A 23611-nucleotide genomic window follows, 5' to 3' on the forward strand; every position below is an offset into this window, starting at 1 on the left:
ATCAGGCCGACTGGAGGTTGATGGCAGAAACCTTGCCATTGCGGCCGGTTTCGAGTTCGTAGGACACGCGCTGTTCCTTGTTGAGCGTGTCCATGCCCGCGGCCTGAACCGCGGTGATGTGGACAAAACTGTCGCCCGAGCCGTCTTCATTTTCGATGAAGCCATAGCCCTTGTCGGCGTTGAAGAATTTTACGGTGCCGATCGGCATGGGGTGTTTCCTTTCACGAGAAACAGGAATCCCGCGGCAAAAGCACCGCAGGAGCTGGTGGCGTGTGAAGGGAAGATAATGTCCCGAAGGACCGTAAATTTCCGTCGCAGGCGACGATAGCCGAGGCAATATGGCAGTTTTCCTTGAAAAGTCAAGGTTTCAGCCGATGGCGCGCAATCCGGGCGCGGTTTTGCGCGCTTTCGCGCCGTTGATGAGGCGAACCTGGGTGATCGGCAGCGCCGCGCCGCTGCCGAGCCGGAACGCTGCGCGGTCGGGCGGCCGTTTGGGTTGATAGACGGCGGCGGGTGATGTGCTGCTTCGCCTTTTGGCGCCCGAACGCCACCTATGCAGACTCTTCCCCTGTATCTTCCATCTGATCTTTCGATCGAGCTTCGGTCAGCGCAGTCAGCTTCTTTTGCGCGGCCTTTTGATCGGCTATTAGGCCAATATCGGCAAGTCGAGCTGCCCGGCGCGCTCTGGCTCCATACCATTCATCGAACAGCATTTCGACCAGCCCAATTAGAGCTTGAGCTTCTCCCGGATCGACATCGATGATTTGGTCAATGTCTTTTTCCATATGAGCACCGATGTTTCCGATGCCGCGCACATGATCAATTGCTTGGACGCTTTCTTCAGAAATGGCTCGATCGGCTGTGCCATCTTTCACTGAGTTTTATAGCATCTGAATTTCTTGGTAAAGAGTTTTTCCTGTAATTTTGGCGAAGTTTCGGATCATTCCTTGTAGGCAACGCCTAACTAAAGTTGCCGACGCCTTTGGACTTAGGTCTCGGATGAGGCATGCTTCATAGTAATCATCGCGGATTGGTTTAGGTATATAATCTGGTTGCGGTTTTCCGGTGCCCTGCGGACATAAGTATTGTTTGAAAAGAGGGGATTCTCCATCCTTAAGGAGGAGGTCAGTACTATAGCCATTGGAAACCCGATGGCAGGGTCCAACAGTTGCGTGCACAGTCGTTCGTAAGCATGCTTGGTTTGAGCATCCGACAGCTGTCGTGGAGATGGCGATGGGCCCCTCCGCTTGGCCGCTAATTTCCAGAGATGAAATTTTAGTTGTATGCTTGTTGTCGGTGACCGTCTGCACCATCGAACAGTGAGGGCAAGTCCACCCGAAAGACGTATTTCCCATTCCCGCATTCCTCGATAAATCCGCAGGTCCGATATAGGATTGGAACGGATTGAGAACAATGGTCAGCGGACAGTCGATTGCCTGGGCGTCGACATCCAGTTAGCTCACGAGCAGACCGAATAGCGCAACTCCGCCCCTCCACCACTCGCTGCGCGAGCGGTCCGCCTCCCCATCGCTTCGCGACAGGGAGGATTGGCGTACTAGAATCCTCCCTGTGCCGAAGGCATGGGGAGGGGGACCACGAAGTGGTGGAGGGGCGGCGGGCTTGCGCCCGCCTGTGAGGGCGTTGGCCCCTCCGTCAGCGCTTCGCGCTGCCACCTCCCCATGGCCTTCGGCCACAGGGAGGATTTTCAGGCGCCGTTGGCGGCGCTGAGGATCGCCCGCACGCTCGCGGTCGCGACGTCGGTGTCCAGCCCGCAGCCGAACAGGCTTTTCCCGTCCGCCGTGCGGCACTCAACATAGGCCGCGGCCTGCACATTGCTGCCCTGGCCGATTGCGTGCTCGCTATAGTCGACGATGTCCATCACCGGGCCGCCGCTTTCGCTGAGCGCCGCGATGACGCTCGACATCAGGCCATTGCCGCGGCCGCTGACGCTGCGCGGGGTGCCGTCGATGGTGAGCTTGCCGGCGAAGATGCGGTCGGCGCCGCTGTGCGTCTCCGACCAGTCGACGAGCTGGAAGCGCTTTCCCGATGTGGCGAGATATTGGCCCTCGAACGCCTGCCAGATGTCTTCGGCGCCGAGTTCGCGGCTCGTCCGGTCGGCGAGCGCTTGCACGACATGGCTGAAGCTGGCCTGCATTTTCTTGGGCAGTTTCAGCCCCTTGTCCTGTTCGAGCACCCAGGCGACGCCGCCCTTGCCCGACTGGCTGTTGACGCGGATCACCGCTTCATAGCTGCGGCCGAGGTCGGCGGGGTCGATGGGCAGATAAGGGACTTCCCAGCGCTCGTCATTCTGGCGCTCGCGCGCGGCGAAGCCTTTCTTGATCGCGTCCTGATGGCTGCCCGAAAAGGCGGTGTACACCAGCTCGCCGCCATAGGGGTGGCGCGGGTGGACGGGCAGGTTGTTGCAATATTCGACCGTCTGGATGACTTCGTCGATGTTCGAGAAGTCGAGCGCGGGGTCGACGCCCTGCGTGTACATGTTGAGCGCGATGGTGACGAGGCAGGTGTTGCCGGTGCGCTCGCCATTGCCGAACAAACAGCCCTCGATGCGGTCGGCGCCCGCGAGCAGGCCAAGCTCGGCCGCGGCGACGCCGGTGCCGCGGTCGTTGTGGGTGTGCAGCGAGATGATCGCGCGGTCGCGGTTCGGAAGGTTCTTGCAGAAATATTCGATCTGGTCGGCGTAGATGTTCGGCGTCGCGGCCTCGACCGTGGCGGGCAGGTTGAGGATGATCGGCTTGTCGGCGGTGGGCTGGAGGATGTCCATCACCGCTTCGCAGCACGCGATGCTGAAATCGAGCTCGGCGGTCGAGAAGGTTTCGGGGCTATATTCGAAGCGCCAGTCGGTGCCGGGGAGGCGCGCGGCATTGTCGCGGAGCTGCTTTGCGCCCTCGATCGCGATGCCCTTGATCTCGTCCATCTCCATGCCGAAGACGATCTTGCGCCACGCCGGGCTGACCGCGTTATAAACGTGGACGATCGCGGTTTTCGCGCCCTCCAGGCTGTCGAAGCTGGTGCGGATGAGGTCGGCGCGGCTCTGCGTCAGCACCTGCGGGGTGACGCCCTCCGGGATGCGGCCCGAGCGCACGAGGTTCTGGATATAGTCGAAGTCGGTCGCGCCGCTGGCGGGAAAGCCGACCTCGATCTCCTTGAACCCGATGCGCACGAGCAGGTCGAAGAAGCGGGTCTTTTTCTCGGCATCCATCGGGTCGATCAGCGACTGGTTGCCGTCGCGAAGGTCGGTCGAGAGCCAGATCGGCGCCGCGGTGGTGACGCGGGCGGGCCATTCGCGGGTCGCGAGCGGAACCTGCGGGAAGGGGCTATATTTCGCGGACGGATCGCGGAGCATGGTCATGGTGAGCTAACTTCTTCCGGTGGTGGCGCTGTGTGTCGGTCGGACCCTTGGGCGGGTGGCCGCGACTAACGCGCAGCCAGTGTCACGCCCAAGGGCGTGTAAGTCGCAGAAGAAGAAGGGCGTTGCCGCTCATGGCCGTGCCAATGATGCAAAATGTCGCGCTTGGCAAGGGGGGAGTGGGAAAATTGCGTGGGCGGGGTGTTATCCCTTCACCCACTCCACCTGGGGATCATTGAAATCGACGACGTCGGCGAGCTCGTACACATTGGGATAGCCATAGCCGACGAGGTTGATGAAGGTCTGGATATTGAGCGCGAGCGCGGCCGCCTTGACCGGCACCGGGGCGACATTGTTGCGGAAATTATTGTTGCAATAGATGAGGATAGGGCGGTCGGGGTTGGCGCCGATCACCGCGGCGAGGCTGTCCGCGGTAAAATCGGTCAGCGGCAGGTTGACCGCACCCTTGATATGCCCGCGCCGGAAAGCGTCGCTGGAGCGCGCGTCGAGGAGGAGGGTGCCGGGCTTGGCGGCTTCGGCCTTGAACGCGTCGAAGGCGAGCAGGCGGCTGGCACGCGCGGGCGCGACGCCGGCAGTGAGCGTCTGGAAGGCGGGATAGTCGATTTGCGGGTTGGCTTGCGCGAGCGCGGGGGCGGCGGCGAATGCGGCGGCGAGCAGCAGGATACGCATGATGGTCCTCCCTTGGTTGGGGGGAGGTTAGGCCCGCGATGCTGGCCCCGCGATGAACCGAAAATGCCGCCGGGCCGCGGTGCCAACCCAAGAGGGAGCATAGGGCCCGGCGCAGTCCAGGGGGCCGGAAAGCGGGTGGGTCAGGCGGCCTCGCTCGCGGCGTCGTCGGCGTCCTCGTCCCACGGCTCGAAAATCTCGTCCTCCATCATATTGTCGACGGCGTGGACGCGCACTGCGATCAGCCATTCGGGGAGCGGTCCTTCCCATGCCGCCTCGACCGCCGCCATGTCGCCCTCGTCGCCGCCGACGGGCCGGTCGCCGACAAGGTCGAAGTCCTGCACCCCGTCTTCGGGCGGGGTGACATAAACATGCGGGTCGAGCCGGACACTGGTCCAGCCCGCGGTCGGGGTCAGCCCTTCGGCTTCGACCGTCAGCAGCGGATTTTCCTCGTCGCCGCCGATGAAGGCGTTCACGTCGACAATTTCGCGTACCAGTTCGCTCATCACACGCACTCCTCGCAAAAGGGGCGGGACCGGTGAGATCCCGCCCCCGTTTTTACGCGGTGCGTGTGACAGATTGGGGTGCGTTCCCGTCATTCCGGCGCAAGCTGGAATATCGCCGTCGCGCGTGGCCGCACCGGCGAGACCCCGGCCTACGCCGGGGTGACGAAAAGAAAGCTCACTGCTTTTCGAACGCGGCGTGGATTTCGAGTTCGACTTCGTCGCTGACCGCGGGAATGCCGTAGGTGATGCCGAAATCGCTGCGGCGGATCGTGGTTTCGGCGTTGAAGCCGACGGTGGCTTTCTTGTTGTAGGGGTTGGTCCCGGCGCCGTGGAAATCGACGTCGAGGGTAACCGGCTTGGTGACGCCGTTGAGGGTCAGATTGCCGGTGACCTTCGCCTCGTCGCCGTCGTCGCCCAAGACGACGCGGGTCGACACGAATTTGGCGTCGGCGGGGGCGGGGCCGAAGAAGTCGGGCTTGCCGCCGTCCTTGCCCGCGCGGAGAAGGTGGCCGGTGAGGCCGCTGCTGGCGGTGGTGACCTTGGCGACCGGAATCGTCACATCGACCCTGGACGCGGCGGGATTGGCGGGGTCGATGACGAGCGTGCCGGTGACGTCGCCGAAGATGCCGCTATAGTCGCTGAAGCCGAAATGATCGACTTCCCAGACCACCATCGTGTGCCCCGCGTCGGCGGCATAGGTGCCCGCGGCGACGCGCGACTTGTCGGGGGCGCCCGGCATCCCGGGGCTTTGGGCGACGACGACGGGAACCGCGACGATGGCGGCGGCGAGGGCGGCGAGCGGGATGATGCGGCGCATGAACATGATCTCCTGTTGGGGGTGCGCGCAAGCTAGGCCGCGCGCGGCGTGGCGGTCAATCACGAGGCTGGAAACGCTGCGTTTCGTTGCATGGTTCCGTGTTCTGTGCGTCCGCTGCGATCCGCAGCCCGTGCACCGTAGCCCTGAGCCTGTCGAAGCCTGTCCTGAGCGCCTGCAAGGCAGTCGAAGGGGGCGCTTATCGGCGAGAGACGCCCTTCGACAGGCTCAGGGCTACGGTAAATTCTTGCGAGGAATCGCGTCAGCGGGCGCGGCGCGCCTCGAACCATTGGCGCAGCGCCAGCGCGGCGCAGCCGGTGTAGCCATAACTGCCGACCGGCGAGCAGCTGTCGGGGCGCGTCTGGCGGGCAATATTGTCATAGCCTTCGACCTTTGACGCCCAGCTGCCGCCGCCGACCGGCGCATCGTCCTTCAGTTCCTCGCGCAGTTCCTTGGGCACCCGATAGCGTTCGGATTCGGGCTGCTGCGCGCAGACGACGATTTCATTGCCCTCGGGCTCGGGACAGGGTTCGTCGCCATAGGTGTAGAGCACCGAGGTGCGCTGCGGCGGCTGCGCCGATTGGCCGAGGCTGTCGTCCTGCGCCGCGGCGGGCATGGCGAGGGTGAGCGTGGCGAGAAGGGGGAGGAGAAGGCCGGCCTTGTTCATTGTCGTTCGTCGCCTTCCCGGTCGCTGTCGCTGCCGTTTAGCATGAAGCGTGCAGATGAACCTAAGCCGAACCTGTCCGCGTAACCCTTTGCGCCCTGGCCGCGAATTGGGAGCGAAGGGCGGCGGCATCGGGCCGTTCGACCCGGATGGAGATCGATCGTGAAAAACCAAGCCCTGTTCTTCCTGCTCGCGGCGGCGACGGCGCCGCTGTCGCTCGCGGCCTTTACCCCGCAGGCCTATGCCGCCCCGGTCTATGTCGGGGTCGAAGGCGGCAATGTCGCGGTCAGCGGCTATGATGCGGTGAGCTATTTCGACGGCGACGGGGTGCCGGTGAAGGGCGACGCCGATTTCGCGGTCGCGCATGACGGCGCGGTCTATCATTTCGCCAATGGCGCCAATGCGGCGCGCTTTGCCGCCAATCCCGAAGCGTTCATGCCGCGCTATGGCGGGCATTGCGCGTGGGCGATGGCGCGCGGCTATCTCGCGCCGGGCGATCCGCTGGCTTATGCGGTGGTCGATGGGAAGCTGTACCTGAACTTCAATCAGGCGGTGAAGGCGAAGTGGGACGAGGACCGCGCGGGCTATATTGCGGCGGCGGAGAAGAATTGGGCGGTGGTGCCGGCGGATGCGAAATTTGGGGGGTGAGGTCGATGTCTGCTAAGGGGGGAGCGGACGAGCCGATCCTCCCCGGAACGGGGAGGGGGACCAGCGAAGCTGGTGGAGGGGCACCATCGGTTTGTCTTGCCGCCGAAGTCGTGCGCCCCTGCTACGTTCCCGTAAAGCTTGGTTCTTTCAGCCCAGCGCAGCGCAAACCGCCTGTGCCCCTCCACCACCCTTCGGGTGGTCCCCCTCCCCCGTTGGGGGAGGATCGGCTATGTCCGCTATCGGTCGTTAGCTGCCATCTCTATATCACCTCCAGCGACGCCCTGATCGCATCCCACACCTGCGCCAGTTCCTCTGCCGTGATGCAATAGGGCGGCATCACATACAGCGTGTTGCCGAGCGGGCGGAGGAGGATGCCGTGGTCGCGGTAGAAGGCGATCAGGCGCGGGGCGAGGTTGGACAGATAGCCGCCGTCGGGGACGACGATGTCGAGCGCCGCGATGGTGCCGAGGCGGCGGGGGCCCGCGATGCGCGGGTCGTGGCCGAAGAGCGAGAGATGCGCGGCCTGTGCGTCGGCGAGCGCGTCGATGCGCCCCTGCACCGGTTCGTCGCGCCAGATTTCGAGGTTGGCGCCCGCGGCGGCGCAGGCGATCGGGTTCGCGGTGTAGCTCGACGAATGATAGAAGGTTTTGGCGCGGTCGGTCGAATAATGCGCCGCGAAGATCGGCTCGATGCAGAGCGTGACCGCGAGCGGCAGGCTGCCGCCGGTGAGGCCTTTCGACAGGCACATGATGTCGGGGATCACCCCCGCCTGGTCGCAGGCGAAGCGGGTGCCGGTGCGCCCCCAGCCGGTCATCACCTCGTCGGCGATGAAGAGGACGCCGTGGCGCGCGCAGATGCTGCGCATTTCGGCGAGCACCCACGGCGGATAAATGAGCATGCCGCCCGCGCCGAGGATCAGCGGTTCGACGATGAAGGCCGCGGGTTTGGCTGCGCACGCCGCTTCGAGCGCGTCGAGGGTGGCTTGCTCAAGCCCCTCGTGCGGAAAGGGGATGGTGTCGACGTCGAACAGCAAAGGCTGCCAGGCGCGGTTATACACGCCGCGCTCGCCGACCGACATCGTGCCGATCGTGTCGCCATGATAGCTATGTTCGAGGACGAGGATGCGGTGGCGTGGTTCGCCGATGTTATACCAATAGCCGAGCGCCATTTTGAGCGCGACCTCGACGCTGGTCGAGCCCGAGTCCGAAAAGAAGACGCGGGTGAGCGGATCGGGCGTGATGCGGATCAGCTCGGCGGCGAGGCTTTCGGCGGGCTCATGCGTCCAGCCCGCGAAGATGAGCTGGTCGAGCTTTCCGGACTGGGCGCGGATCGCGGCCATGATGCGCGGGTGCGCGTGGCCGTGGGTGGTGACCCACCAGCTGGAGATGGCGTCGATCCAGTGGTTGCCGTCGGCGTCGTAAAGCCGCGCACCGTCGCCGCGGGCGATGAGCGGGATGGCGTCGCCGAGGCCGTGCTGGGTGAAGGGGTGCCAGATGGGGGAATGGTTGGTGGTCATGGCCTGGGCCTTACTCAATTCCGTCATCCCGGCGAAGGCCGGGATCTCACCCTGTCAGGAAAACGCACCGGCGAGATCCCGGCCTTCGCCGGGATGACGATTGTCTATTGGAAATCCGTGAGATCGAAGTTCGCGTTAAACGCCGCCGCCAGATTTTCCGGCGTTAGCGGATCGACGAGCGGCAGGCGGCCCAAGCGGCGGACGCCGCCGATCGCGGCGATGATCGCTTCGCTGTCCTCCACCGCATCGCCGAGGAAGGCGAGGCCGTGGATGGGGACGCCGCGCGCGCGCAGTGCCTCGATCGTCAGCAGACTGTGATTGATCGTGCCGAGCGCGGTGCGGGCGCAGACGATGACGGGGATTTGCCAGCGCGCGAAGATGTCGGCGTAGAGGGTCGTGCGCGTCACCGGGGCGAGCGCGCCGCCCGCGCCTTCGACGATCAGGTCGCCGGGGGGCGGGGTGAGCCGGTCGAGGTCGATCGTGACGCCGTCGATCTCGGCGGCGATGTGCGGCGAGGCGGCGGTGACGAGGCGATAGGCTTCGGGAAGGATGTTGCCTCCCTGTTGCGCAGCAATGGGGAGGTGGCAGTCCGCAGGACTGACGGAGGGGCTTTCAGGCACCGTCGTCGCCCCTCCACCACCGCTTCGCGGCGGTCCCCCTCCCCATCGCTGCGCGACGGGGAGGAGTCTGGCGACCGTCTCACTGTCGGTTTCGTCGTCTAGCCCTGCCTGAATTGGCTTCCAATATGGCGCGCCAGTTGCGCCCGCGAGCGCGGCGGCGAAGATCGTTTTCCCGATGCCGGTGTCGGTGCCGGTGACGACGAAGCGCGTCATGCCACGGCCATCGCCTGCGCGAGCGCGTCGGCCATCGCGTCGATGTCGGCCTCGTCGATATTCAGCGTGATTGCAATGCGCAGCCTTGCGGTCCCCTGCGGGACGGTCGGCGGGCGGATGCCGCGGATGTCGAAACCCGCCTCGCGCAACGTCGCGGCGATCCGCATCGTGCGCTGGTTGTCGCCGATGACGACGGGCAGGATTTGGGTGCCGCTGGCCGGGACGCCGAGCGGGACGAGGCGTTCGGCAGCATGGCGAACGACGGCGTGCAGGCGCGCCTGCCGTTCGGGCTCGGTCGCGACGATCTCGATCGCCTGCTGCACCAGCCACGCCATGAGCGGCGAGGGGGCGGTCGAGAAGATGAACGGGCGGCCGCGGTTGACGATGAAGTCGCAGGCGATGGCGGGGGCGCAGAGCAGCGCCCCTTCGGCCCCCAGCGCCTTGCCGCAGGTGTGGAGGGTGATCAGATTGTCGCGGCGCGCCAAACCGTGTGCCAGCCCGGCGCCGCCGGGACCGAAGACGCCGGTGGCGTGGGCTTCGTCGACGACGAGGATCGCGTCATGGCGGTCGGCGACGGCAGCGAGCGCGGCGAGCGGGGCGCGGTCGCCGTCCATCGAATAGAGGCTTTCGACCGCGATCCACGGCGTTCCCGTGCCGCCGCCGACGCGCCAGCGGGTGATGATGTCGTCGAACGCCTGCGCGTCGTTGTGCGCTGCGGCGACGGTTCCGGCGCGGCCGAGCTTCATGCCGTCGTGGGCGCTGGCGTGGATCAGCTCGTCGTGGACGACAAGGTCGCCGCGCTGCGGCAGCGCCGCGAACAGCGCGGCGTTGGCGGCGAAGCCGGTGGGAAAGAACAGCGCCGCCTCGCTGCCATAATGGCGCGCGGCGTGCGCCTCGAGCGCTTCATGTTCGGGATGGTTGCCGCGCAGCAGGCGCGAGCCGCCCGACCCCGTGGGCAGGCCGCGCGCGATCCCGGCGGTGAGCGCATTGCGCAGCGCGTCGCTGTCGGCGAGGCCGAGATAGTCGTTCGAGGCGAAATCACGCCCGGCGCGGGGTGCGAGGGCGCGGCGGCGGTTGTCGTGCGCGAGCGCCGCGAGGTCGGCGTGATGGGCGGCGAAGGGAGAGGGCGCCATGGTTTTCTTTCTCTGGTCACGCCCGCGATGGCGGGGATGCCGCTTTCGCCGCGACGACAAAATTCCTAGTCTGTGCGGCCGCTGCCGCGCAGCGCCTGCCGTTCTTCGGCGGTCAGGCGGCGGGGCGTGGCAATCGGTTCGAGGGTTTTTGGGTCGAAAAGCGGGCAGCGGCGGCGGTCGCCCGAGAGGAGGTCGCGGAACATGCGCGGGAAGAAGCGGCGCATCAGCTGGCCCATGCTCATCCTGGGGAGCGCGCTGGTATCACCGATGCCGTCGTCGGTGAAGAGATGGCCGCGCGGCGGGCCGACCAGCGTGTCCCGCGTCGCGGGATCGCAGGCGGCGAGCTGGGTGGTGATATAGGGCAGCTTGCCGTTGGCATAGGTGTTGAACAGCGGCATGCCGCAGCAGGCGGCGTACCAGCGCAGCGTCGGCTTGTCGGTGAGATGGACGCAGGCGAGCTGATCGCGGCCGGTGTCGAGCCGCAGGCGCGCGCAGCGCGACTGGTAGAGCGCGCTGCCGCCATGCGCATCGAGCACATGCTCGGCATGGCCAAGATGGCGCGTCAGATCCTGGCAGTCGGTGCAATGGCAGACGACATGGTCACCCTGATCGGGGCCGACGTCGAGCAGGGCGCCGGTGACGGCGCCGCACCGGCAGGCGAAGGGGAGGGGGGATGGCATGGTCGGTCGTTAGCGTTTTGGCTGCCGATGCGGAAGGGTCTCGGGGTTTGCTTGTGCCTGATCCTCCCTGTGGCGAAGCCATAGGGAGGGGGACCGTTCGCGAAGCATATGGTGGAGGGGCCGCGGCGTCGCGTTATTGCCCCTCCGTCAGCGCTTCGCGCTGCCACCTCCCCATGGCCTGCGGCCACAGGGAGGATCGTTCCCGTCAGTTCACCGCCTTGTCGACCAGCTTGTTCTTGGCGATCCACGGCATCATCGCGCGCAGTTCGGCGCCGGTCTTTTCGATCGGGTGCGCGGCGGCGGCCTTGCGGCTGGCCTTCAGTTCGGGCTGGCCGGCCTGGTTGTCGAGCACGAAATCCTTGACGAAGCGGCCCGACTGGATGTCCTGGAGGACGCGCTTCATTTCGGCCTTGGTTTCTGCGGTGATGATGCGCGGGCCGGTCTTGATATCGCCATATTCGGCGGTGTTCGAGATCGAATAGCGCATGTTCGCGATGCCGCCTTCATAGAGCAGGTCGACGATCAGCTTGGTTTCGTGGAGGCATTCGAAATAGGCCATTTCGGGGGCGTAGCCCGCCTCGACCAGCGTTTCGAAACCCGCCTGGATCAGGTGGGTGATGCCGCCGCAGAGCACCGCCTGTTCGCCGAACAGGTCGGTTTCGCATTCTTCCTTGAAGGTGGTTTCGATGATGCCGCTGCGGCCGCCGCCGACAGCGCTCGCGTAGCTGAGCGCGAGCGCCTTGGCATAGCCGTTGCCCGATGCCGCCGCACCCTGTGCTTCCTGCGCGACGGCGATCAGGCAGGGGACGCCGCCGCCCTTCTGATACTCGCTGCGCACGGTGTGGCCGGGTCCCTTGGGGGCGACCATGAAGACGTCGATATCAGGGCGCGCCTCGATCAGGCCGAAGTGGATATTGAGGCCGTGGGCGAAGGCGAGCGCGGCGCCGGGCTTCATGTTCGGGCCGATGTCGTCGGCATAGATTTTCGCCTGATGCTCGTCGGGGGCGGCGATCATGATCACGTCGGCCCATTCGGCGGCTTCCTTGTTCGTCATGACCTTGAAGCCCGCGGCTTCGGCCTTCTTGGCCGTTGCTGAGCCGGGGCGGAGCGCGATCGCGACTTCACGCACGCCGCTGTCGCGCATGTTCTGCGCGTGGGCGTGACCCTGGCTGCCGTAGCCGACGACGGCGACCTTCTTGCCCTTGATCAGATCCTGGTCGGCGTCGCGATCGTAATAAACCTGCATTGGACTAAACCCCTTCGTGTATTTGCTTGGTCGTCATCCCGGCGGAGGCCGGGATCCCGCCTTCGCGTCTATCTGCAACGGTGAGATCCCGGCCTTCGCCGGGATGACGAAGTTAGTGGTAAACTCTAGAGCGCCTCCGACCCGCGGGCGATGGCGACGACGCCGGTGCGGCCGACCTCGACCAGCCCGCATTCGCGCATCAGCGCGATGAAGCGGTCGACCTTGTCGCTCGTCCCGGTGATTTCGAAGATGAAGCTGGTGAGCGTCGTGTCGACGACCTTGGCGCGAAAGACGTCGGCCATGCGCAGCGCCTCGATGCGCTTGTCGCCGGTGCCCGCGACCTTCACGAGCGCGATCTCGCGTTCGACATGCGCGCCGCCGTCGGCAAGGTCGGTGACCGAGTGGACGGGAACGAGCCGGTCGAGCTGGGCGATGATCTGGTCGATCACCGCGGGCGGGCCGCTGGTGACGATGGTGATCCGCGACAGCGCATGATCGGCGCTGATGTCGGCGACGGTCAGGCTTTCGATATTATAGCCGCGCGCCGAGAACAGCCCGGTGATCTTGGCAAGAATGCCGGCTTCGTTATCGACGGTGACGGCGAGCACATGGCGCTCGCCCGCTTCGGTGTGGATTTTCATCGGCTTAGACCAGTGCTTTCGCTTCGTCGTCCATCGTGCCGACGATGTCGTTCGGCTGGAGGATCATGTCGGTGTGCGCAGCGCCCGAGGGGATCATCGGGAAGCAGTTGGCGAGCTGCGCGACGCGGCAGTCGACGATCACCGGGCCGGGGGTATCGATCATCCGCTGGATGCCGTCCGCCAGTTCGCCCAGATTGTCAATGCGGATGCCGGTCCAGCCATAGGCGTCGGCGAGCTTCACGAAATCGGGCAGGCTGTCCGAATAGCTGTTCGAATAGCGGCTTTCATAGGTGAGTTCCTGCCACTGGCGGACCATGCCCATCCACTGGTTGTTGAGGATGAAGATCTTCACCGGCAGGCGATACTGGCTGACTGTGCCCATTTCCTGGATGTTCATCTGGAGCGAGGCTTCGCCCGCGACGCAGATGACGAGGCGGTCGGGGTGCGCGATCTGCGCGCCGACCGCGGCCGGGAAACCATAGCCCATCGTGCCGAGCCCGCCGCTGGTGAGCCAGCGGTTGGGGCTGTCGAAATGGAAATGCTGCGCCGCCCACATCTGGTGCTGGCCGACTTCAGTGGTGATGATCGGATCGCGGCCGCGGGTTGCGTCGAACAGCGCCTTGACCGCGCGCTGCGGCATGATTTCGGCGCCATCCTCTTTCTTTTCGGGAAAGTCGAGGCAGCGGGTGGCGCGCCAGCCGTCGATGCGGCGCCACCATTCGCCGAGGTCGCGCGCCTTATAACCCTTGTCGCCCCACGCGGCGATCAGCGCATCGAGCGCGCGCCCGGCATCGCCGACGATCGCGAGGTCGACGGGGACGATCTTGTTGATCGAGCTCCTGTCGATGTCGATGTGGATCTTTTTGGAATCGGGCGAGAAAGCGTCGAGGCGGCCGGTGACGCGGTCGTCGAAGCGCGCGCCGACTGCGATGATCAGGTCGGCGCGGTTCATCGCCATGTTCGATTCATAGGTGCCGTGCATGCCGAGCATGCCGAGCCACTTGTCATCGTCCGCCGGGAAAGCACCGAGCCCCATCAGCGTCGAGGTGACTGGCGCGCCGGTGAGCGCGACCAGCTGGCGCAGCGCCGCGCTGGCGTCGGGGCCGGCGTTGATCACCCCGCCGCCGGTGTAGAAGATCGGGCGCTCGGCGGCGGCGATCATCGCGGCGGCCTGGGTGATCGCGGCAGCGTCGGGATCGACCTGCGGGCGATAGCTTTTATGGTCGATCCGGTTGGGGATCGAATAGGTGCCGGTGGCGACCTGGACATTCTTCGGAATGTCGATCACGACCGGGCCGGGACGGCCATGGGTCGCGATATAAAAGGCCTCGTGCAGGATCGGGCCGAGGCGGTCGGGGTCCATCACCAGATAATTATGCTTGGTGCAGTGGCGCGTGATGCCGACGGTGTCGCATTCCTGGAACGCGTCGGTGCCGATCAGCGTCGTCGGAACCTGCCCGGTCAGCACGACCATCGGGATCGAGTCGAGCAGTGCGTCGGTGATGCCGGTGACGGCATTGGTCGCGCCGGGCCCCGAGGTGACGAGCACGACGCCGGGCTTGCCGGTCGAGCGCGCATAGCCCTCGGCGGCGTGGGTCGCGGCCTGTTCGTGGCGGACGAGGATGTGCTTGATCGTCGGGTGCTTGAAAAGCGCGTCGTAGATCGGAAGCACCGCGCCGCCCGGATAGCCGAACACCGTATCGACCCCGAGGTCGACCAGCGCCTGAACCACCATGTCGGCACCGCTCATTTCCGTCACGACGAAACTCCTTCTTGGCGCAAAAACGCTGCGCTTGTGCGCTGCAACAGGGTTGCGGGCAATAGGTGTATGATTCTATCCTGTCAACAGCCTTTGGCGTAATAAAATTGCTAATTCATCAATAGAATCGTAGTTTAGTGACTCGGTGTGGCGTGGCCAATCCGCCGGGGGCTGGTTGCGGAACCAGGTATATTGGCGCTTGGCATATTGGCGCGTCGCCGCCTGGGTGAGCGTGAGCGCTTCGTCGCGGTCGATGGCGCCGGTGAGATATTGCGCGATCTGCGGGACGCCAATCGCGCGCATCGCGGGAAGATCGGGGTCGAGGTTGCGCGCGAGCAGCGCTTCGACCTCGGCGGTCGCGCCATGATCGAACATCTGGACCAATCGCTCGTCGCAGCGACCCCGCAGCCATTCGCGCGGCGGCAGCAGGATCAGCGGAGCGAGGGTGATCGTGTCGCCGATGCCGCCGGTATGCGCCGCGTGCCAGTGGCCGAGCGGGCGACCGGTCGAGCGGACGACTTCGAGCGCGCGGGCGATGCGCGTGGTGTCGGCGGGATTGAGGCGCGCTGCCGTATCGGGGTCTTCGCGGGCAAGCGCGGCATAAGCATCGGCGACGGGCAGGGCGCGGACTGCCGCGCGAACATCGGGATCGATGTCGGGGATCGGCGAAATCCCGTGGAGCAAGGTGCGGATATGCAGGCCGGTGCCGCCGACGAGGATCGGGATGTCGCCCGCGGCGTGCGCGGCGGCGATCGCGGCGCGGGCTTCATCGGCCCAGCGCGCGGCATTGTGCGGCTCGGCGGCGTCGACATGGCCGAACAGGTGGTGCGGGATGCCCGCCATGTCTTCGTCGGTCGGGCGCGCCGACAGGATCCTGAGGTCGGCATAGACCTGACTGGCGTCGGCGTTGATCACGACACCGCACTCGACGGTTTTTGCCAACCGTACCGCCAATGCACTCTTGCCGCTGGCGGTGGGGCCAGCGATAAGTGCGACAGGCGGCCGCGGGCCGCGAGAGGATGAAGGAGCCGCCATGTTCGTCGCGACGCTGATAGCAGCAGGAAAGCTGACCGACGAGGTGGTTCGCGAAGCGATCGACCGGCTCGACGCCACGGGGCATGATGTCGGGGCGCCGCACTGGCTGGACATCGGCGATGCCGCCGACATCGTCTTTCAGGGCAGCCTGGTCAGCGCGCGCGCCGAACTGGCCAAGATGGACCATGGCGCGCTCGACATCGTCGTCCAGCCGCAGGGCGACCGCACCAAGAAGATGATCATCGCCGACATGGATTCGACGATGATCACGGTCGAATGCATCGACGAACTCGCCGATTATGCGGGGCTGAAGCCCGAGATTGCAGCAATCACCGAACGCGCGATGCGCGGCGAGCTGGATTTCCGCGCGGCGTTGATCGAGCGCGTAGGATTGCTGGCCGGGATGCCCGAATCGACTTTGGTCGAATGCCGGATGGAACGGGTGAGGCTGACCCGCGGCGCGCGCACGCTGGTGCAGACGATGAAGGCGCACGGCGCCTGGTCGGTGCTGGTGTCGGGGGGCTTCATGCCGTTTGCGGGGCCGGTCGGCGAAGCGATCGGGTTCGATAAGGTGCTGGCGAACGAGCTGGAGATACAGGGCGGCAAGCTGACCGGGCGGGTGATCGAACCGATCGTCGACAGCGCCGCAAAGCTGGAAACGCTGAAAGCCGAAGCCGCGAAACACGGCCTGCCGCTCGCCGAGACGCTGGCGGTGGGTGACGGCGCGAACGATATTCCGATGATCACGTCGGCGGGGCTGGGGGTCGGATATTATCCGCACCCCGCGGCGGGCGAGGCGGCGGCGGCGGTGGTGCGGCATCATGACCTGACCACGCTGCTGTGGGCGCAAGGCTATCCGCGGCGGAACTGGGTGCTGGGGTAGGGGGGCAGGTAACGGCCGGAAGCGGACGTAGCCGATCCTCCCCCAACGGGGGAGGGGGACCACCCGAAGGGTGGTGGAGGGGCACAGGAGGTTACCGCAGCCTCAATCGAATGTGCTGACTTTTCCGACGACCGAGCCGTGGAGCACGACTTCGGCGGCAAGGCAAACCGATGGTGCCCCTCCACCAGCTTCGCTGGTCCCCCTCCCCGTTCCGGGGAGGATCGCTCCGTCATCTCCCCACCCCAAAGCAGACAAGCTCCTCGTCATGCTGGACTTGATCCGGCATCCATGACTCCAGCGCCGCGGTGGATCCCGGATCAAGTCCGGGATGACGAAGGGGTGGGCGACGGTTATGGTGTCCGCCGTGAAGGCTTCGATGACCAAACACCGCATCTTTTCGATCAGCGTCGCGAGCGTCTATCCGCATTATATTGCCAAGGCGGAAAAGAAGGGGCGGACGAAGGCTGAGGTCGACGAGATTATCCGTTGGCTGACGGGCTATAGCCAGACAGCGCTGGAGAGCGAACTGGCGAAGGGGACGAACTTCGAGGATTTCTTTGCGCGGGCGCCGCGGCTGAACCCGGCTCGAGAGCTAATCACCGGGGTGATTTGCGGGATCCGCGTCGAGACGATCGAAGACCCGCTGATGCGCGAGCTGCGCTATCTCGACAAGCTGATCGACGAATTGGCGCGGGGGAAGGCGATGGAGAAAATCCTGCGCGGGTAGCGGCTTTGATCTGTGCTGTTCCCGGTGCCGCCAGCCGATCCGCAACATGTCGATTTCTTTCAGCTGGCGCAGGACAGTATCGCGGCGGCGCGGCGTCGCCGCGAGCATGATGCCGAAGCCGCCTATCTGGTCGCGCTGGGCGTCATGCAGCAGTTTCACGCGCCGTCCTAGCCTCCTCGTCCGCCACGATTTCACCCGAGAGCCACCCCCGGAACCGCGCCATCGCGTCGCTTTCGGGGCGCGATATCAGGCGAGTGAGCCAGTAGCGGCCCGCGTCGATGGTGGCGGCGAACGGTTGGACCAGAATCTCCGCGGCGAGCTCGCGGGTGAACATGGCGGGCGGGGCGAGGGCGATGCCCTGGCCGGCGGCGGCGGCGGTCGCCATCAGTGCGCTGCTGTCGAACATCGGGCCGCGCAGCAGCGGCGCGACTAGCCCGATGCTGGCAAACCAGCGCGCCCATTCGTCGCTGCGGTACGAACGCAGCAGGCGTTCGGGGATGAGGTCGGCGGGCGATTGCAGCCGCGCCGCGAGGGCGGGGGTGCAAAGCGGTGCGAGCGGGGCGGCGAGCAGGGGCTCGGCGTGGGTGGCGTGCCAGGCGCCATCGCCGAAGCGGATCGCGAAATCGAGCGCCTCACCCGCGAGATCGACGCGGTTGTTGTTGGTCGCGATCCGCAGATCGATCGACGGATGCGCGCGCGCGAAGGCATCGAGGCGCGGGAGCAGCCAGCCGGTGGCAAAGGTGCCGACGACCCCGACCTTGAGCACCTCGCGGAACCGCCCGTCGGCATATTGATCGAGCGTCGCGGCGACGCGATCGAAGGCGTCGGCGACGACGGGGACGAGCGCCTGCCCCTCGTCGGTGAGCGCGAGGCCGCGCGGCAGGCGGTGGAACAGGCGGGTGCCGAGGCGGCGTTCGAGCTGCGCCACCTGATGGCTCACTGCGCCCTGGCTGACGCAAAGCTCGATTGCGGCGCGGGTGAAGTTGAGGTGGCGCGCGGCGGCATCGAAGGCGCGCAGGGCGTTCAAGGGGAGCTGGGCGCGGTCCATAGCTTGCTATCAATTATTCTCATGGCTTTGTCGAGAATTCATGCTTTGTCGGGCGCGCGCGCGCTTGGCATCCTGACTGCGAAGGGAGACGAAAATGTTTGAAGCAATCAGCCTGTTGGCCTGGCTCGCCGCGGCGAGCGGGGCGCCGGTTCCGGCGGTCGATCCGCTGACCCAGCCGATCGTGACGTCGCGCTCGGCAGAGTGGCTGGCGCCCGCGAAGCCGGAGAAAATTCTGGGCAGCAGCTATCTGGTCGGGTTCGGCGGGATGAGCGTCGTGCTGATCGATACCGGCGCCGGGCTGGTGCTGGTCGATGGCGCGCTGCCGCAGGCGGCGCCCGCAATCCTGGCGAACGTCCGCGCGCTGGGGTTCGACCCCAAAGACATCAAATTTATTCTGAGCACCGAGCCGCATTTCGACCATGCGGGCGGGATCGCGGCGCTGGCGCGCGACACCGGCGCGACGGTGGTGGCGAGCGCGCGCGGCGCCGAGGGGTTGCGGTCGGGGCGGCACGCCGCCGACGATCCGCAGCTTGCCTATGGCGGCAGCTGGCCCGCGGTCACGACGCCGATGCGCGTGATGGCGGACGGCGAGGTGCTGCGGCTGGGCAAGACCGCGATCACCGCGCATGCGACCCCGGGGCATACGATGGGCAGCATGAGCTGGAGCTGGCAGGCGTGCGCCGATGAAGGTGGGGCGGAGGCGTGCAAGGAGATCGTCTTTGCGTCGAGCCTGAACCCGGTGTCGGCGGACGATTACAAGTTCAGCAGCGCGGCGGGGGCGCCTTTCGTCGCGGCCTTTGCGCAAAGCTGGCGCACGGTCGAAGCGCTGAAATGCGACATATTGATCGCGGCGCATCCCGACAATGCGGGCGAGGGGCGGTATAACGCCAGTCCCGGCGCGTGTCGGAGCTATGCTGATCGGTCGCGTCAGGCGCTCACGAAGCGGTTGGCGGCGGAGAAGGGGGAGTAGATGGGTTTCAATCCTCCCTGTGGCGAAGCCATGGGGAGGGGGACCGCTTGCGAAGCAAGTGGTGGAGGGGCTTTGCGACGGTAGCGCTACCGCCCCTCCGTCAGCGCTTCGCGCTGCCACCTCCCCATGGCTTCGCCACAGGGAGGATTTTGGCGTTACTTATCCACCACCAGACAGGCCTGCCCGCTCTTGCTGAGCGCGGCGCAGAAATTGTTGGCTTCACCCTTGTTGGCAAAGCCGCCGGTCTGGAGGCGGGTGACCTTGCCCGTCTTGAGGTAGATCGGCTGGCGCGCGGCGACGGCAGGGTGTTTCTTGCCGAGCGATGCCCAGAGGTTGCGGGCGTTGGCCTCGACACCAAAGGCGCCGAGCTGGGCGCGCCAGGGGCTGTTGCCGCCGGTGGGGCGTGCCGGGGTCGGGGTTTCGCGAACCGCGATCGGCGCATTATTTGCCGGTTTCGGCTTGGGCGCGGCCGCCGCGGGCGGCTGCTTTTCGCTGGCGGGCGGCGGGGCATAGGTCGTGCCGGGCTTGCCCTTGGCCGCATCGGCAGCGGCCGTCGCTTCGACGGCGGCGATCGTGGCGGCTTGCGCGGCGGGTGTCGGCATCGTGGTGGCGTGGGGAAGCGGTTGCTGTTTCTCTGGCGGCACACGCGGCGGTAAGGCGAGCACCGGCGGCGGCGTATAGCTGGCGCCGGGAACCGAGGCGGGGAGGCTCGCGGTCTTGATCGGTGAGGGCGGGGCGGCGCTGGACGCGGGCGCCGGCGTCGAAGCGGTCACCGCGGCGAGTCGCGCGCGCGCTTCACTTTTTTCGATCTCGGGCAGCATCGCGAGGCCGCGCTGGCGCTGTTCGAGCGGGATCAGGCTGTCGAGCTGCGCGAGCCGTGCCGAGGCGATGCCGAGCCCGGCGTCGCTGGCGCGCTTGGTCAGCGCATAGGCGCGGGCCAGATCGCGCGGCGCCAGGTCGCTGTTGAAATGGGCGGTGCCAAGGACATATTGGGCGCGGGGTTCGCCGCGCTCGGCCGAGCGGGTGATGAAGGGCATCGCCTCGTCGCGGCGGTTCGCGGTGAACAGGACGAGGCCGAGATTATCCTCGGCCTGCAGATGCCCCTGTTTGGCGGCGCGGCGATACCAGGCCTCGGCCTGCGCCAGATCGGTGGGAACGCCGCGGCCGAGCTTGTACGCCTGGCCGAGATTGAACTGCGCATCGGCATCGCCCGCAAGCGCGGCAGGGCGCCATTGGGCGACGGCACCCTGATAGTCGCCGCGCTGCCACGCATCGACGCCGTCCTTGACGTCGGCATGGGCGGGTGCGGCGAGCATCGACGCCGCGAGCAGCGGCAGCGCCAGCGAGACGGCGGTGCGGAAGTGAGGCATCTTGTTCTCCAATGACTGGCATTGCTGCAGTCCCCGACGGCTTTTTAGGGTGGAATGGCTAACAGCGCGTTAGCAACCCGCAGCTTGTGCCATATTTGGTCCATTTCGGGACAGGTTGATGTTGAACGCTTGTTAACCATGATCGCGAGCGGGCCGTTCACCTTCTTTTTATCATCGTTAACTCAATTTTAGCGCCCCGCATGGCATTCCACCGCCAATTACTGGTTTTTCAGGGGGACAGCTGTGCGCGTTTTGGCATTGGCTTCACAAAAAGGCGGGTCGGGAAAGACGACCCTGTCGGGGCATCTCGCGGTACAGGCGCAGCTTGCGGGCGCGGGCCCGGTTGTCCTGATCGACATCGATCCGCAGGGCTCGCTCGCCGACTGGTGGAACGAGCGCGAGACCGACCTTCCGGCTTTTGCGCAGACCACCGTCGCGCGGCTGGCATCCGACCTGGAAATCCTGCGTCAGCAAGGGTTTAAACTCGCGGTCATCGACACGCCGCCGGCGATCACCATGGCGATCCAGAGCGTGATTTCGGTCGCCGAACTGATCGTCGTGCCGACGCGGCCCTCGCCGCATGACCTGCGCGCCGTCGGCGCCACCGTCGACCTTTGCGAACGCGCCGGCAAGCCGCTGGTGTTCGTCGTCAACGCAGCGACCCCCAAGGCAAAGATCACCAGCGAGGCCGCGGTCGCGCTGTCGCAGCACGGCACCGTGGCGCCGGTCACGCTGCACCACCGCACCGATTATGCCGCGTCGATGATCGACGGACGCACGGTGATGGAGGTCGATCCCAATGGCCGCTCGGCCGAAGAGATCCGCCAGCTGTGGACCTATATGAATGATCGGCTGGAAAAGAATTTCCGCCGTACCGTGTTTGCCGCGCCGACCCCGACGCAGGGCAATTATGGCGCGGTGCGCCCGATGGGTGGTGGCTTTGGCCGCCGCATCGCTGGCCAGTGACGGGAGGGATCGGAACCATGGGCGAACCCAAACCTCTCGCATCGCTGAGCGCCGGATTGCTGGCCCGCAAGGGCGGCGCACGGCCCGCCATGCGCCGTCAGCCGCTGGGCAGCGGCCCTGCACCGGTCAACGCGGTCGGCTATGACGATCTTGGCTGGAACGACATGGGCTATGACGTCGACCCCGACCAGTCGGGCGAACCGGCGCGGATGCTCGACCTGAAGCCGCTGCTCACCGGGTCGGTGCTGGCGCATAATGCCGAAGCCGAACATGCGGTCGACGACAGCGTCGGCCACGAACTGACCGATGCGATCGCTGAGGATTATGCTGCGGCAGATCATGGTGCCGAGGCTTTCGAGCCGGAAGTGCATGAAGTGCCCGAAATCGTTCGCCAGCAGGAATCGCTGATCGACCGCGTCGCCGCCGTGGCGCGCAAGGTCGAGGCGCGGCCCGAGCCGAAAGCGAAGAAGGAAAAGGCGCCGCGTGCCTTGCGGGCCCGCGAAAAGGCGGCGTTCACGCTGCGGCTCGATGCCGAACGGCATCTCAGGCTGCGGCTGGCGAGCGCGGTGACCAACCGGTCGTCGCAGGTGATCCTGACCGATCTGCTCGACGAATATCTGGCGTCGCTGCCCGAAATCGACGCGATGGCAAGCCGCCTGCCGGCGGCGCGCCCGACGCGCCAGACGATGCCGCGCTGAACCAATCAAGAGGGGACCGAGTCATGAACCGCAAGATGCTGATGAACCTCGCCATGTCGGGCTTTGTCCTGAGCGTTGCGACCGGATGCAGCGGGATGGGGGCGATGGCCGAAGCGCCGTCGCGCGCCGCGGGCAAGCCCGCGCTCGCCGTCAAATCGGCGACGCAGGCGCGCGCTGCACTGGAGGCCGGGAAGGTCAGCAAGGCGGTCGGCCTGGCCGAAGCCGCGGTGGCGGGAAGCCCGCGCGACGCAAGCTATCGTGCGCTGCTGGGGCAGGCCTATTTGAATGACGGTCGCTTCGCGTCGGCGACGGCGGCGCTCACCGAAGCGATGGAACTGGGCGCGACCGACAGCAATACGATCATCGCGCTGACGCTGGCGCATATCGCGCAGGGCAAGGGCGCCGAGGCGATCACGCTGCTCCAGGCGCATCGCGACACCGTACCCGCATCGGACATCGGGCTGGCGCTGGCGCTGGCCGGGGATAGCGAAGGCGCGATTTACGTGCTGACCGACGCGGCGCGCGCGCCCGACGCGAGCGCGCGGACGCGCCAGAATCTGGCGCTGGCCTTTGCCCTGTCGGGGCGCTGGGCGCAGGCGCAGATTTTGGCATCGCAGGACCTGTCGCCCGCCAAGCTGGAAGCGCGGATGGCCGAATGGTCGAAGCTTGCCGAAACCCCGAACGCTCAGCTGCGCGTCGCGAGCCTGATCGGTACCAAAGCGCAGAGCGACACCGGGATGCCGGTTCGTCTGGCGCTGAGCAATTTTGCCGACACCCAGATGGCCGCCGCCGAGGCGCCTGTCGAACTGGCGAGCGCCGATCCGGCGCCGGTCGCCGCCTATGCGCCGCCGCCGCCGGTGCTGGCGGACGCGAGCAGCGCGATCCGCAGCGTCGAATTGCCGATGCCCGAACGCACCGCCGATGGCGTGGTGCCGGTCACCGAATTGCCGCAGCCGAAAGCCGCGAGCGAAGTCATCATGGCCGACGCCGCCCCTTACCGCGCCGCGCCGCGCGTCGCGGGCGAGGGACGCATTCGTCCCGCGCAGCAACAGGCGCTGGAACTGGCGACCGTGCTGATCCCAAAGGCGATCGCGTTCAACGCGCAAAAGCCGTCGGGCTGGGCGGTGCAGCTGGGTGCCTATGACAGCCTGGGGATCGCCAAGGAAAAATGGGGCGGGCTGAAAAAGCGCAATGGCGTGCTGGCCAATTTCCCGGCATCGAGCCACGCGGCGACGGTGAACGGGCGCACCTTCTATCGCCTGACCGTCAACGGCCTGGCGACCCGCACCGATGCGAACAATCTGTGCCGAGAGCTGAAGGCGAAGGGCCAGACCTGCTTCGTCCGCGCGATGGGCGGCAGCGAAAGCATCCAGTGGGCGGCGAAATCCAGCCCGATGCGGCTTGCTTCGCGATGATTTAA

25 protein-coding genes are annotated in these 23611 nt (G+C 66.2%); 8 read left to right on the forward strand and 17 right to left on the reverse strand.

Annotation, left to right across the window (positions count from 1 at the left end; translation table 11 throughout):
* Position 1: 1 nt before the first annotated feature.
* The 7 genes from SPYCW_RS04795 to SPYCW_RS04825 all read right to left on the reverse strand — a co-directional run bounded on the left by SPYCW_RS04795 (position 2) and on the right by SPYCW_RS04825 (position 6041).
* Entirely contained in the window at positions 2 to 208 is a 207-nt protein-coding gene (locus SPYCW_RS04795; protein ID WP_037554756.1) for a cold-shock protein, read from the reverse strand.
* A 343-nt stretch (positions 209 to 551) separates the two neighbouring features.
* Positions 552 to 875, reverse strand: a complete 324-nt coding sequence (locus tag SPYCW_RS19120) for a hypothetical protein (RefSeq protein WP_197715657.1) — start codon at positions 873 to 875, stop codon at positions 552 to 554.
* Positions 876 to 1705: 830 nt separating this feature from the next.
* Positions 1706 to 3370, reverse strand: coding sequence for a 2-isopropylmalate synthase (gene leuA, locus SPYCW_RS04805; RefSeq protein WP_120215833.1), 1665 nt, complete (start codon positions 3368 to 3370; stop codon positions 1706 to 1708).
* Between the two features lie 201 nt (positions 3371 to 3571).
* A complete protein-coding gene (locus SPYCW_RS04810) occupies positions 3572 to 4057 on the reverse strand; it encodes a rhodanese-like domain-containing protein (protein ID WP_120215834.1) in 486 nt (161 codons plus the stop codon).
* A gap of 140 nt (positions 4058 to 4197) precedes the next feature.
* Positions 4198 to 4560, reverse strand: coding sequence for a hypothetical protein (locus tag SPYCW_RS04815; protein ID WP_120215835.1), 363 nt, complete (start codon positions 4558 to 4560; stop codon positions 4198 to 4200).
* A gap of 175 nt (positions 4561 to 4735) precedes the next feature.
* Entirely contained in the window at positions 4736 to 5377 is a 642-nt protein-coding gene (locus SPYCW_RS04820; protein WP_120218111.1) for a YceI family protein, read from the reverse strand.
* 259 nt (positions 5378 to 5636) lie between these two features.
* The gene (locus tag SPYCW_RS04825; protein WP_232014834.1) at positions 5637 to 6041 is read right to left on the reverse strand and encodes a hypothetical protein; all 405 of its coding nucleotides are present in this window, start codon (positions 6039 to 6041) and stop codon (positions 5637 to 5639) included.
* A gap of 159 nt (positions 6042 to 6200) precedes the next feature.
* On the opposite strand from SPYCW_RS04825, the gene SPYCW_RS04830 reads away from it, so the two are divergent.
* Complete coding sequence (locus SPYCW_RS04830; RefSeq protein ID WP_120215837.1) at positions 6201 to 6686, forward strand: YHS domain-containing (seleno)protein; 486 nt, start codon at positions 6201 to 6203, stop codon at positions 6684 to 6686.
* Between the two features lie 259 nt (positions 6687 to 6945).
* Here the strand turns inward: SPYCW_RS04830 and SPYCW_RS04835 are convergent, their stop codons facing one another.
* The 8 genes from SPYCW_RS04835 to miaA all read right to left on the reverse strand — a co-directional run bounded on the left by SPYCW_RS04835 (position 6946) and on the right by miaA (position 15529).
* The gene (locus SPYCW_RS04835) at positions 6946 to 8202 is read right to left on the reverse strand and encodes an adenosylmethionine--8-amino-7-oxononanoate transaminase (RefSeq protein ID WP_120218112.1); all 1257 of its coding nucleotides are present in this window, start codon (positions 8200 to 8202) and stop codon (positions 6946 to 6948) included.
* 104 nt (positions 8203 to 8306) lie between these two features.
* Positions 8307 to 9035 carry an ATP-dependent dethiobiotin synthetase BioD gene (gene bioD, locus SPYCW_RS04840; RefSeq protein ID WP_120215838.1) on the reverse strand — a complete coding sequence of 243 codons (729 nt, stop codon included), beginning with the start codon at positions 9033 to 9035 and terminating at the stop codon, positions 8307 to 8309.
* The gene (locus SPYCW_RS04845) at positions 9032 to 10168 is read right to left on the reverse strand and encodes an 8-amino-7-oxononanoate synthase (RefSeq protein ID WP_120215839.1); all 1137 of its coding nucleotides are present in this window, start codon (positions 10166 to 10168) and stop codon (positions 9032 to 9034) included. The genes bioD and SPYCW_RS04845 overlap by 4 nt, the downstream gene beginning before the upstream one ends.
* 65 nt (positions 10169 to 10233) lie before the next feature.
* A complete protein-coding gene (locus tag SPYCW_RS04850) occupies positions 10234 to 10848 on the reverse strand; it encodes a DUF6151 family protein (protein ID WP_120215840.1) in 615 nt (204 codons plus the stop codon).
* Positions 10849 to 11053: 205 nt separating this feature from the next.
* Positions 11054 to 12094 carry a ketol-acid reductoisomerase gene (gene ilvC / locus SPYCW_RS04855; RefSeq protein WP_120215841.1) on the reverse strand — a complete coding sequence of 347 codons (1041 nt, stop codon included), beginning with the start codon at positions 12092 to 12094 and terminating at the stop codon, positions 11054 to 11056.
* 125 nt (positions 12095 to 12219) lie between these two features.
* Positions 12220 to 12735 (reverse strand): acetolactate synthase small subunit, encoded by a 516-nt coding sequence (ilvN, locus tag SPYCW_RS04860; protein ID WP_120215842.1) that lies wholly within the window; start codon positions 12733 to 12735, stop codon positions 12220 to 12222.
* 4 nt (positions 12736 to 12739) lie between these two features.
* Entirely contained in the window at positions 12740 to 14494 is a 1755-nt protein-coding gene (locus tag SPYCW_RS04865; RefSeq protein WP_172595423.1) for an acetolactate synthase 3 large subunit, read from the reverse strand.
* Between the two features lie 75 nt (positions 14495 to 14569).
* Positions 14570 to 15529, reverse strand: a complete 960-nt coding sequence (gene miaA / locus SPYCW_RS04870) for a tRNA (adenosine(37)-N6)-dimethylallyltransferase MiaA (protein WP_120215844.1) — start codon at positions 15527 to 15529, stop codon at positions 14570 to 14572.
* Between miaA and serB the strand changes: the two genes are divergently transcribed.
* The 3 genes from serB to SPYCW_RS18930 all read left to right on the forward strand — a co-directional run bounded on the left by serB (position 15528) and on the right by SPYCW_RS18930 (position 17310).
* Positions 15528 to 16412 carry a phosphoserine phosphatase SerB gene (serB, locus tag SPYCW_RS04875; RefSeq protein WP_120215845.1) on the forward strand — a complete coding sequence of 295 codons (885 nt, stop codon included), beginning with the start codon at positions 15528 to 15530 and terminating at the stop codon, positions 16410 to 16412. The two genes, miaA and serB, sit on opposite strands and share 2 nt — an antisense overlap.
* Before the next feature lie 376 nt (positions 16413 to 16788).
* Positions 16789 to 17139 carry a DUF2200 domain-containing protein gene (locus SPYCW_RS04880; RefSeq protein WP_120218113.1) on the forward strand — a complete coding sequence of 117 codons (351 nt, stop codon included), beginning with the start codon at positions 16789 to 16791 and terminating at the stop codon, positions 17137 to 17139.
* Between the two features lie 12 nt (positions 17140 to 17151).
* Complete coding sequence (locus SPYCW_RS18930) at positions 17152 to 17310, forward strand: hypothetical protein (RefSeq protein ID WP_172595424.1); 159 nt, start codon at positions 17152 to 17154, stop codon at positions 17308 to 17310.
* On the opposite strand, the gene SPYCW_RS04885 is transcribed toward SPYCW_RS18930, so the two are convergent.
* Positions 17282 to 18187: a LysR family transcriptional regulator gene (locus SPYCW_RS04885; protein ID WP_120215846.1), complete on the reverse strand. Its 906-nt coding sequence runs from the start codon at positions 18185 to 18187 to the stop codon at positions 17282 to 17284. The genes SPYCW_RS18930 and SPYCW_RS04885 overlap by 29 nt on opposite strands.
* A 94-nt stretch (positions 18188 to 18281) precedes the next feature.
* Here SPYCW_RS04885 and bla point away from each other — a divergent pair, with 94 nt between their 5' ends.
* Positions 18282 to 19157 carry a subclass B3 metallo-beta-lactamase gene (gene bla / locus SPYCW_RS04890; protein WP_120215847.1) on the forward strand — a complete coding sequence of 292 codons (876 nt, stop codon included), beginning with the start codon at positions 18282 to 18284 and terminating at the stop codon, positions 19155 to 19157.
* A 155-nt stretch (positions 19158 to 19312) separates the two neighbouring features.
* On the opposite strand, the gene SPYCW_RS04895 is transcribed toward bla, so the two are convergent.
* Positions 19313 to 20527 carry an SPOR domain-containing protein gene (locus SPYCW_RS04895; protein WP_120215848.1) on the reverse strand — a complete coding sequence of 405 codons (1215 nt, stop codon included), beginning with the start codon at positions 20525 to 20527 and terminating at the stop codon, positions 19313 to 19315.
* Positions 20528 to 20770: 243 nt separating this feature from the next.
* On the opposite strand from SPYCW_RS04895, the gene SPYCW_RS04900 reads away from it, so the two are divergent.
* From SPYCW_RS04900 to SPYCW_RS04910, 3 genes are read left to right on the forward strand one after another with little or no spacing between them, the layout of a single operon-like run.
* The gene (locus SPYCW_RS04900) at positions 20771 to 21493 is read left to right on the forward strand and encodes a ParA family protein (protein ID WP_120215849.1); all 723 of its coding nucleotides are present in this window, start codon (positions 20771 to 20773) and stop codon (positions 21491 to 21493) included.
* Between the two features lie 17 nt (positions 21494 to 21510).
* A complete protein-coding gene (locus tag SPYCW_RS04905) occupies positions 21511 to 22191 on the forward strand; it encodes a hypothetical protein (protein ID WP_120215850.1) in 681 nt (226 codons plus the stop codon).
* A 23-nt stretch (positions 22192 to 22214) separates the two neighbouring features.
* Positions 22215 to 23606 (forward strand): SPOR domain-containing protein, encoded by a 1392-nt coding sequence (locus tag SPYCW_RS04910; RefSeq protein WP_120215851.1) that lies wholly within the window; start codon positions 22215 to 22217, stop codon positions 23604 to 23606.
* Positions 23607 to 23611: the final 5 nt, after the last annotated feature.

Source organism: Sphingopyxis sp. EG6 (assembly GCF_003609815.1).
Lineage (GTDB): Bacteria > Pseudomonadota > Alphaproteobacteria > Sphingomonadales > Sphingomonadaceae > Sphingopyxis.